Below are 10,362 nucleotides of genomic sequence, written 5' to 3'. Positions count from 1 at the left end.
GCTGCAACCGAGGCGGCCAGCGACGCGACGCCCGTCACGCCCGCGCCGACCGAGGTCCCCGCCGGGAGCGAAGGCATTTACGTGGTCCAGCCCGGCGACAACCTGTACCGGATCGGGCTGCGCTTCAACCTCGTGCCGAGCGTGCTGGCGGCGTATAACGGCATCTACAACGAGAACTTTATCTACGTGGGACAGGTGCTGCGCATTCCGCCGAGCGCGCTGAGTAACGGGCCAGTAGTCGTGGCGACGGCGGCGCCGACGACCGCGCCATCCGAAACCGAGATGGAAGCGACGGCTGAAGTCGAGGCGACGGCGCAGGTAGAAGCGGCGACTGCTGTCGTCAAAGAAGCGACCGAAGAGCCTGTAGTATCGATCGTGACGGAAGAAGCCGTGACCGCGACCCCGCTGCCAACGGCGACACTTGCGCCGACCCTGACGCCGATGCCGACCGCTACCACGGTGCCGACGGCGACGGTGCTGCCGGAAATGGAACCGACGCTGACGCTCGCGCCCGAAGAGCCGACCCTGCCGCCCAGCCCGGCGCGCGCGGTGGGCTTCGCCTATGGCGTGGTGGCGGACCTGCAAGACCAGGACGTGCCGGTGGTCGTGGATCGCGCGGTCGAGCTGGAAACGACCTGGGTCAAACAGGAAATTTCGTGGGAGCGCTACGCGCCCGACGCGGATACGATCGATTGGGACGCGTTGGATGCGATCGTCGATGCGCTGGACGAGGCCAATCTGAATATTCTGCTCACGGTCACCGACGCGCCGGACTGGGCACGCGATACGACCGAGGAGCAGGGGCCGCCCGCGAATTACGACGACCTCGCCGCGTTTGTGGGCGCGCTGGCCGAACGTTACGCGGGCCGCGTGGGGGCCTACGAAATCTGGAGCGAGCCGAACCTGCGCCGCGAGTGGAATACGCCGCTGGGCATCAGTGCGTCGAGCTACGTCGAGATGCTGCGGCTGGCCTACACCGCCATTCGTACCGCCGATCCGAAGGCGATCGTGGTGACCGGCGGCCTCGCGCCGACGGGATATAATGACGGCGTGAACGCCATCAGCGACCGCGTGTACCTGCGGCAGTTGTATCAGGCGGGAGTCGCGGATTGGTCGGACGCGATCGGCGCGCACCCGATGGGCTGGGCCAATCCGCCCGACAGCGCGTGCTGCCAGCAGAATCGCCCTGAGATCGACGGGTGGGACGAGGATCCGAGCTTCTTCTTCAGCGACACTTTGCAAGATTACCGCGAGATCATGGTCCAGAACGGCGACAGCGGCACGTACCTGTGGGTGACTAAGTTCGGGTGGGGCACCAACGACGGCCTGAACGTCGAGCCGCCGCAGGGCTTCGAGTTCGTGGGCTTCACCAGCCTGGACGAGCAGACCACGTACAGCATCCGCGCGTTCCAGTTGGGGCGCGAGCTGGGATATATCGGTCCGATGTTCCTGTGGAACCTGAACTACTGCCAGGTGCAGGGCGTGATCGGCGTGGACTGCCTGTGGAGCCTGCTCGATCCGGCGGGGAACCCGCGCCCGGCCTTCCTGGGCGTGCGGGACATGGCGAAGTAAGCCCGCCGATCCCTTCACTGTTCAACGAAACGACCGCCCGGTTGATAGCTCAGCCGGGCGGTTTTTGATTCTCTGCACAAGGGAAGGATGACGCGGTTTGGTTGTAAATCAAAGAGAAAAGCAAAAAAGCAGGGCGGGTTTGAAACCCGCCCCTACAAGGCGTACGAAACATCAGGTGTTTGCGAGGGCAGGAACCCTGTTCCCTCGCGCGACAACCGTGGCGCTACGGCACGGGCACGACGCGCGTGCTGGGGATCGTCGTCGGCGGAACGGTGGGCGTACGCGTCAGGGTCGGCGTGCGGGTTAGCGTCGCGGTGGATGTGGCCGTGGGCGTATCCGTATCGACCGGGCTGGGCGTGATGCTCGGTGTATCGCTTGGCTCCGGCGTGATCGACGGTTCCGGCGTAAAGGTGTCGGTCGGCGTCGGTGTGTCGCTCGGCGTGGGCGTTTCGGTTGGTGTATCGGACGGCACGGGCGTATTGGTTGGCGTGTCGGTATCCGTCGGTGTCGGCGTGATGCTCGGCGTCAGGGTCGTGGTCGGCGTCGCAGTGTCGGTGGGCGACGGCGTCAGGCTGATCGCGGGCGTGCGCGTGATGACCTGCGCCACATCCTCGGTCGGGACTTCTTCCGGCCCAGCGATGCGGATCGCGCGAACGGCCAACTGTGACGTGATCGGCGGCAGGCTCAGCGCCAGCGTGCCGTCGGTATCAACGGGCAGAGTGACAGATTCCTCACCGATGACCGCGCCCGTGGTGGTGTCCCAGTACGTCACGCGGTAGAGGCCGGGCGGCATGCCGGGGACAGCCAACTGGAAGTTGAGCGGCTCCAGCGGTTGGTCTTCCACGACGTCCTGCCACGTATAGCTGCGATGCTGCGCCCACGCGACCGCGATGCCCAGCGTGCGATCCGCGAGGGACAGCGCACGAACGGGCGCGCGGTAGTCCGCGATTTCGATGTAGCCGAGTTCCAGCCAGTCCGCGCCCAGGTTATCCAGCACGACGGTGTGCTCGCCCGCGCCGATCGGCACGGTGACCAGAATATCCGCGCTGGCCGGGCTGAAATCGACCCGCGCCACTTCGAACCCGTCCACGGCGATGGTCAGCATGGCGGGCGACTCCGGCGAGACGCTGCTGACGTGAATGCGCAGCTCGGTATTGACCGGCGGCGTGATGGTGAACGTTTGTGGACGGCTCTTGACGGGATCCGCGCTGCCGTACAGGAAGGCCGACATCCGGCTGGTGGACGGGACGGGCCCGTCTGCCGTGAGGCGGTAAATCGTGTTCAGCGGCGATTCGGACTCCGGCGCGCGGTCGAAGTTGTCGATGCGCAGCGGGGTATAGGCGACCGGAATATCGGCGGACAGGCCGACCTCGACCGGTTGAAGATCGGGCGAGCCCCAGGGGATGTCCTGCGTGAACTGCGCCAGCGGAAGGAAGTCCTGGTAGAGATTCTCCGCATCGACGTAGCTGTCCCACCACCACGTCGCGCCGCCGCCTGCCGCGCCGGATAGGGCCGTGGCCCACAACATATTTTTGAGGTGCACGCCGTTGGGGTCGTCGTCGATGGGCGCGTAGGAGGGGTTCAGCGAGAACTCGGTGAGCATGACCGGCTTGTTGAGGCCGCCCATCACGTCGCGCAGCACGGCCAGACTCTCGTTCACGACATCGCCCGTCTTGGCGTCGGGGCGATTCTGATAGAACTGCACGCTGGCGAAGTCGATGCCGGGCAGCCGCCACAGGGTGAGATCCGGCTGGCGCAGGCCGACCGTGATCAGGTGGCGGTACGGATCGAGCTGGCGCACGTAGGCGGACATTTCCTGCAGCCACGGTTGGGCGCGGCTGCTGGTGTAGCCACTGACGTCGTCCAGCGCGTCGGTGATTTCCCAGGCGAAGACGTTCGGGCTGTAGCCCCACCGCGCCACGATGTAGCGCAGGCGCTGGCGCAGCAGGTCGCGGGCGGTGGCGTCGAAGAAAATGGACGCTGGCCCGTCGAGCGCGCCGCCGTTGGCGGTGTTGTACGGGTTGGTGGCCCAACTGACGGCTGCGTCAGGACGCGCCGTGCCGGAGGGCAGCGGCTCGGTGGTGAAGCCCTGATGCCAGATCAGCACGACCTGGAGATAAATGTCGCGCTCCGCCGCCATTTCAAGGATGGTGTCCATGCGCCACGCAGCAGCCTGGGCCGCGTCGTAGTCGCCGGGCGGGCCGGGCGAATCGAGGCTGATGAACCAGGGCACGTCAAGATTGAGGCGCGCGTAGTTTGCTCCGGCGGCGTTCAGTTCGTCCAGCCAGCGCGCATAGGCGTCCAGACTGCCCTCGTTGTCGAGCGCCCAGGCGAGATTTTCACCCACGGGGAAGTAGCCGGTGCCGTCGTCAAAGGCGAAATAACGCGGGTTGCTGCCCGTGTGTACAAAACCGGAACTATCCGACTCAACGACGCGGAACTCCCCTTCGCGCAGGGATTCCGCGCCGGAGGCGGTGTTTGCCGTCACTTCGAACGTCCAGCGCCCGATCTGCGTGGGCGTGAAGCGCACGCGCCAGCCCGGCGCGCCCGACGGCGCGAGCGAGGTCGAGTCGCAGTCATCACCCGTGCAGTTGAGATCGTAGGGACGCAGGTAAAAAGCCGGAACAGCGATGGTCTCGCCTTTCGGGGAGCGAAACACGGCCTGAACGTCGATCTGGTGGGGATCGTAGGGATTGTCAAACGTGCCGGGCACGGCGACGGCGAATTCGAGCAGGGTGTAGCGCGGGATCGTTTCGGGAATGTCGTCCGCCTCGGGGGAGGGGGTGGGAGTGGACGATTGCAGATGCGCCGTCGCCATCGGGACGATTATCACGGCCCCGACCAGCAGGAGCGCCACAGCCAGAAACAAAGACCAACGGGTGCGTTCGCTCGAAACTCTCATGTGTCGGTGGTGTCCGGGTTGCAAAAAAGAATTCAAGAAACAGGCCCGATTGGGGCCTCGTACAGCATTATGATAACACAACTCACGATCCCGCGTCAGCAGGGTTAATCCGCCGGATCGTCCGCATCCGCCCAATCGGGCTGCGGTCCCGCAAAGACCATGATCATATTGTCGTTCGCGTCGTAGCTGGTGTGCGCGAAAAACGGCGGGGCATCGGGATGGTCGAAGATGGCGGGCAGCAGCAGCGGCAGATCCTCGACCAGCGGCAGATCGTCCACGGCGTCCAGCGGAACCCATTCGAGCGTGCCTTCGTCGCACTCGATCAGTTCGCGCGAGGCCGCTTCGGCAGTGAACACAAACACCAGGATACCGGTCGGTTCGCCCGCGTCCACGTGGATCACGCCGCGCAGCCGGACGTCCGTCACGTCAAGGCCAGTTTCCTCCTGGATCTCGCGTACGGCCCCGGTCAGCGGATCTTCGTCGCGCTCGATGTGCCCGCCGACGCCGTTGTAACGGCCCGGATAAACGCGCTTGTGCAGGGCGCGCTTCATCAGCAGCAGATCGCTGCCGTGCGTAACAAAACAGAGCGTGCGGGGCAGGGCCAGCCAGCGCCCGGCGGTGGCGTCTGCACCTTGATCCTTGGCTCCCATAATGTCACTCCTGGTGAGGGGCCGCGCTGGCGACATTATAGCGCGCGCCGGGCAGGGTGCGAGGCGGACCTATACCTGTTTCGCACGCCGGGCCCCTCATATTTAGGTTTGTCGGGGCATAGGGCTTGATGTATGCTTGAACCAACTGATTTATGCTAAGGGAGAAGAGAAGAATGAACGACCTGTACAGCCGGATCGTGGGCCAGCGTGGATCGTTTGAACGCCTGGCTGCGCGGCTTCCCGGCTTTGGCGGTTATATGGACATGAGCGCTCGGCGTCAGGCGGACCGGATCATCCGGGAGCAGGTCGCCCTGGAACTGACACAGCAGCTCAGCCGGCTGCCTGCCATCGAAAAGTCGTTGATCGATGCGGGCGGGTTGCAGTACATGAGTGAAACGCGCAGCGCGAAGACCAAAATGCAGACGTTCATCGATCGCGTGGCGACTGCCGCGCCCGGCTACAGCGGGTTTTACGACGCGATCAAGGTGACGGCGGAAGATTTGGCCGTGGTGTACGCCTTCGACGAAGCGCTGCTGCGCTATGGGGACCAGTTCAAGGAAAAGCTCAACGCGCTGGAGCAGGCGGCGAGCAGCGGCGAGGGCATCAAAGAAGCCATCGCGGAACTGGATCGTGTGACGGTCGAAGCCAACGAGGCGTTCAGCCTGCGTGAGAAGACGCTCAGCGGACTTGAATAACTAGAGACGCGCCGCCCGGCGGACGGGTGACAGCACAAGGAGACAAAGGCAATGCCACGCATTATTGATGTTGTTGACCATACCAACGTGATGGACGACGAGCTGGTCTACCGCGAACCGCAGGGCGGCAGCGGTGACTTTCGTATGGGCTCGCAAGTCATCGTGCAGGAAAGCCAGGTGGCGATCTTCGTGCGGCAGGGCCAGGTGCTCGACGCACTGGGGCCGGGGTCGCATACGCTGAGCACGGGCAACCTGCCGATCCTGTCCGGCCTGATCGGGTTGGCGACCAGCGGGCGCACGCCCTTCACCGCCGACCTGTATTTCGTGAACCTGAAGGATCTGCCGCAGGTTCCGTGGGGGACCAATCCGCCCATCGTGCTCGAAACGCCGGGCAAGGGCGTGGGCGTGGTGCTGCTGATCACGCACGGCGTGATTGACATCGGCGTCGATGACCCGATGCGCTTCATGAAGCAGTACGCGGTCGGCAAGCCGATCCTGCGCCTGGGCGATATCCGCGACCGCATCCAGTCGATGCTGTTGGGCGAGCTGGCCGGACTGCTGTCGACGTCGGGCGCGCAGAGCATCATGGACGCCAACCGCCTGCTGGGCGACCTGGAAGGCGCGGCGCTGGCGCGGTTGAACGAGCAGTTCGCGCAGATCGGTATGCGCATCAAGGCGTTCGAGGCCAAGCCGTTCACGGCGAAGGACGTGCCTACGGACGAGCTGCGCAACTACGTGGACATCGACACGTGGGAGCGCATCAAGCGGCTGGACGTGGCGAACGCGGCGGCGGGTAATCCCGGCGCAGGCGGCAGTCTGGCAGGCGCGGGCGTTGGCCTGGGCGTCGGGCAGAGTCTCGGCGCGGCGATGAACCCGGAGCAGGCGGCGCTGCAACAGCAGCAGCAAATGATGATGAACCAGATGATGATGCAGATGATGCAGAACAATCAGCAGGGCGGGCAGCAAGCGCCGCAGCAGGCGGCAGCGCCCGCTGTGCCACAGACGGCGGCGGAGATCCGCGCCTATCTGGACCAGCTCGACATGAAGCTGGCGTCAGGCGAGCTGTCCGAGTCGATGTACGATAAACTGTCGCAGAAGTGGGAAGCGCGGCTGAAGGAACTCGGCGGGTAAGTCTGCGCCAGGGCGTGTTACGTACTTTTGCCCCCCATCCCCTGACCCCTTCCCCCACGCAAGCGGAGGGAAGGGGAAACCGGGCGGGTTGCAAACCGGAGCGTGGGGCAATAAGCGCAACAGCCTGTAGAAGCTCAATGTGTCGAATGACGGGGGACGGTCTGCGGATCGTCCCCCCGTTTTTGATTCTTCAGCGGATCGGGAACCGGATCATTTTGAGCGGCAGGCTGTCGCCCAGGGACTCGCCGTGCGGCCCGATGATCGGCACGCGCTCGCCCGTGGCCGGATCGTAGAAGCCGATTTCGAGCGTATAGTCGCCGGGGGGCAGGCCTTCCGAAGCGTCCGCCAGCAGCGTGTACGGATCGCGCAGCAGGGCGTCGAGGTCCCAGGTGGACGTGCCGGGTGCGCGGTCGTCCTGGGCCCAGATAGGTGTGCCGTCCGGCGCGAGGCGTGACGCGGTGAGATGCACGAAGACCTTGTACTCGGTCGGCGTTTGCGCCAGCGGCAGCCAGTAGAGCGCCAGCGTCATGGCGGGCGAGGCGGTGCTGGGGCCGTAGAGCGTGTAGCCGACGAGGTGCGCGAAGTCCCCGAACGTCGCGCCGACCGCCTGCGCGATGTCGTCCGTCGTGACGTCGCGGGTGGCGTAATAGGTGACCGGGAAGCCGCCGACGGTGTAATGCGCGAGGCGCGGGTACTGCTCGTCCAGCACGCGCACCGCGTCCGGCGGATCGCCCACCAGCCAGATCGCGCCGCGCCAGAATTCATTTTGCAGCGTGTCGAGCGGATCGCGGCCCGGCTCCAGGCTGATCTCGGCGGCGGGACCGTCCGTGTAGTAGTAGCGGAAGGTCGGATCGGGCGCGGGGAACACGATCAGGTCGGTCGGGCCGGCACGCTCCATGAAAAACGCGGCCAGCGTGGGCCAATCGGGGGCTTTGGGCGAATCACCGCCATAGTACCGGGCCAGCGTATTCGCGCCGGGCACGAGCAGCAGCCCGGCCAGCGCGACGCGGGCCGCCCACATCGCCGGACGGGGCAGGGGAGCCGCGCCGGTGGACGGGATCAGCGCGCGCGCGGTCAGCAGCAGCAGCGCAGACGTCACCATGATCAAGTAGCGCGGGTTGAAGACGCTCATGCGCGTGGCGACGACCAGCAAAAAGGCCGCCGGAAGCAGAACCCACAGCGCCAGCCAGAGCGGACGGCGATCGCGGCGCGCGGCGGGGAACAGCAGCAGCGCGACGAGCGCGATCCAGCCGAGCGGAACGATCAGGTTCCAGGGTTTGGCAGGTTCGCCGCCGGTTAGCAGCGTGGGCAGAAAGCGCGTCAGCAGGGCGGCAGGATCGGCGCGGTCGAGCGTGCCGGAGTAGCCGCTGCCGGACAGCCAGTACAACTGCACGAGCCACGGAACCAGCAGGACGCCGAGCGCGATCCAGGCGATCACGGCGCGACGCCAGAGGGCGCGCGGGGCGTGGATAAGCAGCAGATAGAGCGCCTGAACCGGGAGCAGGAACGCTTCGAGGAAAAAAGTGTAGAGCGCGAGCGCTTCGGCCAGAACGTAAAACGTCCAGCGGCGCGGATCGTTCGTGGCGGCGGCGCGCAGAAACAGGAGCATCGCCAGCGGACTTAGCCCGGCCCACAGCGCATAGTTGCGGGCGTCCTGGGCGTGCCAGATCAGGAAGGGGTGCACCGCCCACAGCAGCGCGGCGATCACCGCGACCGGGGCGCTGCCAAACAGCCGCCGCGCGAGGGCCGCGACCGCCGCGACACCGATCATGTTGCCGAGCAGGGGCAGCATACGCATGGCGAATTCGCTGCTGCCCGCGAGGTGCTTCCACGTCCAGAACGCGGCATAGGTGCCGAAGGGGTGCGGCTCGCGGTGGCTGAGGGGATCGTCCACGCCGAGCGGATCAGCGCCGAGCGGATCGGCGGCCCAATAGCGCACGGCGAAGGCTTCGTCGCCGCGCAGCGGGCTGGCGTCCAGATGGTACAGGCGCAGGGCGAACGCCAGCCCGCACACCAGCACCATCACCGCCAGCCACCACGAACGCGATCTACGCATGCCGGGCGTTTACGCCTTTTGCAACTGGTCGCCGATCGACATCAACCACGCAAGGTCTTTCTTGCGCAAGCCGTACCAGTCACCCTTCTGGCGCTGGCGGACGAACTTCTTGTACAGGTACGTTTCGAGCGCTTCAGGGTCGTCGGCCTGAATGGTACGCAGCACGGAGGCGGACTGGGTGATCTCGTCTTCGAGCGCGTCCAGGTGGGCGTCGAGGCCGTCCAGCGGAACCGCGTCGATGTTCACCAACTGGCCGGACTGCACCAGGACGATCATCCCGCCCATCTCAGTATCGGGTTCGGCGGGCACAAAACGCGCGTCGAAATCGGCATCCGCTTCGACCGGCGTATCGTCAATGGGCGCGGCGGTCTCCGCGACGTCTTCGTCTTCGACTTCTTCCAGATCCATGCCCGTGAGTTCCTGGCGCGTGACCAGCCCGTACGCCTGATCGATGCGGTCCATCGCTTCCTCGCTGAGGGTGGCGCGGTTGGCGCTGCGCTGTTCCTTGATGAACTGGCGCAGCGAGGGTTTCTTTTTGGGATCGCCGTACACGACTGGTATATCGGGGTCTTCGGCTTCAAAGCGGGCCTTGACGCTGATGAACACGACGACCGGCTGGACCGTAACGCCCGAATCGGGCGCGAGCTTGTCGATCACGCGCTGGATCTGCTGGGCTTCAAATTCGGCTTCGCGGAACGGATTGCCGATCAGGTCCTGGCGCATGTAGCCCATCACGCGGTTGAGCATGCCGCCGTCGCCGGACCACTTCTTGCCGCTGACGTGATACTCTTTTTCCTGCCAGACCGTGTGGATCATGAAGACGCCTTCCGGCCCAATCAGGACGTGATGCGCAGGCAGCAGGTAGTTGAACAGCGTGTAGCGCGATCCCAGGCCCTTGAGTGCTTCTTGAAGCGCTTGCGCCGGGCGCGGCTCACGAATCCACTGGTTTGCCATGCGGACGGAGGTGACGGTCATGAGCAGCAGGGTAGGCAGCAGCAGGCAGCTCAGGCTGCTGGCGCTGGATGAGGCCGGATTCGACCACGTGTAAAAGAAGCCAAGCGCCATACCGCCCAGGCTGGCAAAAAACAGGACGTGCGAGATAGTGCGATTCCGCTTGAGAAGCGCCTCATTGGTGACAACGCGCATAGTGCACTAGAGCCTTTCTATCGATGTAAGTGCGTTCCTCTCGTGATTCCGGGGAATGGTAACATAAATTGGGCAAAGCGGTTAGGGTTTGCCCGCGATCGGCTGGCGGGCGGGGCCGGGGGTGGTGAACTGAGCCGAGGCTGGTATAATTCGCAGCGCAAATTGCCCGGCGATGGCCGCTTGCGGCGGTGAAACGCCCGGCAGAACAGC

At 65.2% G+C, this 10,362-nt stretch carries 7 protein-coding genes; 3 read left to right on the top strand and 4 right to left on the bottom strand.

The genetic code is table 11. The features are described 5' to 3' along the window. Window positions 1-1,572: LysM peptidoglycan-binding domain-containing protein (locus V7116_RS01105; RefSeq protein ID WP_324389526.1), on the top strand; the 1,572-nt coding region annotated here is incomplete at its 5' end. 223 nt (window positions 1,573-1,795) lie between these two features. Here the strand turns inward: V7116_RS01105 and V7116_RS01100 are convergent. Next, window positions 1,796-4,474 carry a DUF5060 domain-containing protein gene (locus V7116_RS01100; protein WP_324389524.1) on the bottom strand — a complete coding sequence of 893 codons (2,679 nt, stop codon included), beginning with the start codon at window positions 4,472-4,474 and terminating at the stop codon, window positions 1,796-1,798. A gap of 104 nt (window positions 4,475-4,578) precedes the next feature. After that, window positions 4,579-5,124: an NUDIX hydrolase gene (locus V7116_RS01095; protein ID WP_324389522.1), complete on the bottom strand. Its 546-nt coding sequence runs from the start codon at window positions 5,122-5,124 to the stop codon at window positions 4,579-4,581. Between the two features lie 173 nt (window positions 5,125-5,297). On the opposite strand from V7116_RS01095, the gene V7116_RS01090 reads away from it, so the two are divergent. Both V7116_RS01090 and V7116_RS01085 read left to right on the top strand, forming a co-directional pair. Continuing rightward, complete coding sequence (locus tag V7116_RS01090; protein ID WP_324389520.1) at window positions 5,298-5,819, top strand: hypothetical protein; 522 nt, start codon at window positions 5,298-5,300, stop codon at window positions 5,817-5,819. Window positions 5,820-5,870: 51 nt separating this feature from the next. Beyond that, entirely contained in the window at window positions 5,871-6,950 is a 1,080-nt protein-coding gene (locus V7116_RS01085) for an SPFH domain-containing protein (RefSeq protein ID WP_324389519.1), read from the top strand. 190 nt (window positions 6,951-7,140) lie between these two features. On the opposite strand, the gene V7116_RS01080 is transcribed toward V7116_RS01085, so the two are convergent. Together V7116_RS01080 and V7116_RS01075 are read right to left on the bottom strand one after the other, a co-directional pair. Next, window positions 7,141-9,006 carry a glycosyltransferase family 39 protein gene (locus V7116_RS01080; RefSeq protein ID WP_324389517.1) on the bottom strand — a complete coding sequence of 622 codons (1,866 nt, stop codon included), beginning with the start codon at window positions 9,004-9,006 and terminating at the stop codon, window positions 7,141-7,143. A gap of 9 nt (window positions 9,007-9,015) precedes the next feature. Next, on the bottom strand, window positions 9,016-10,152 hold the full coding sequence (locus V7116_RS01075; protein WP_324389515.1) for a nuclease-related domain-containing protein: 1,137 nt from the start codon (window positions 10,150-10,152) through the stop codon (window positions 9,016-9,018). Between the last annotated feature and the right edge of the window lie 210 nt (window positions 10,153-10,362).

This window comes from Aggregatilinea sp. (assembly GCF_036822615.1).
Classification (GTDB): Bacteria; Chloroflexota; Anaerolineae; order Aggregatilineales; family Aggregatilineaceae; genus Aggregatilinea.
The sequence above is the reverse complement of the archived record's forward strand: the minus strand, read 5'-3'. Positions and strand labels throughout refer to the sequence as shown.

Bases quoted from the DNA above. Each gene is read 5' to 3' on its own strand.
- V7116_RS01100 (WP_324389524.1), bottom strand. From the start codon at position 4,474: ATGAGAGTTTCGAGCGAACGCACCCGTTGGTCTTTGTTTCTGGCTGTG.
- V7116_RS01095 (WP_324389522.1), bottom strand. From the start codon at position 5,124: ATGGGAGCCAAGGATCAAGGTGCAGACGCCACCGCCGGGCGCTGGCTG.
- V7116_RS01090 (WP_324389520.1), top strand. From the start codon at position 5,298: ATGAACGACCTGTACAGCCGGATCGTGGGCCAGCGTGGATCGTTTGAA.
- V7116_RS01085 (WP_324389519.1), top strand. From the start codon at position 5,871: ATGCCACGCATTATTGATGTTGTTGACCATACCAACGTGATGGACGAC.
- V7116_RS01080 (WP_324389517.1), bottom strand. From the start codon at position 9,006: ATGCGTAGATCGCGTTCGTGGTGGCTGGCGGTGATGGTGCTGGTGTGC.
- V7116_RS01075 (WP_324389515.1), bottom strand. From the start codon at position 10,152: ATGCGCGTTGTCACCAATGAGGCGCTTCTCAAGCGGAATCGCACTATC.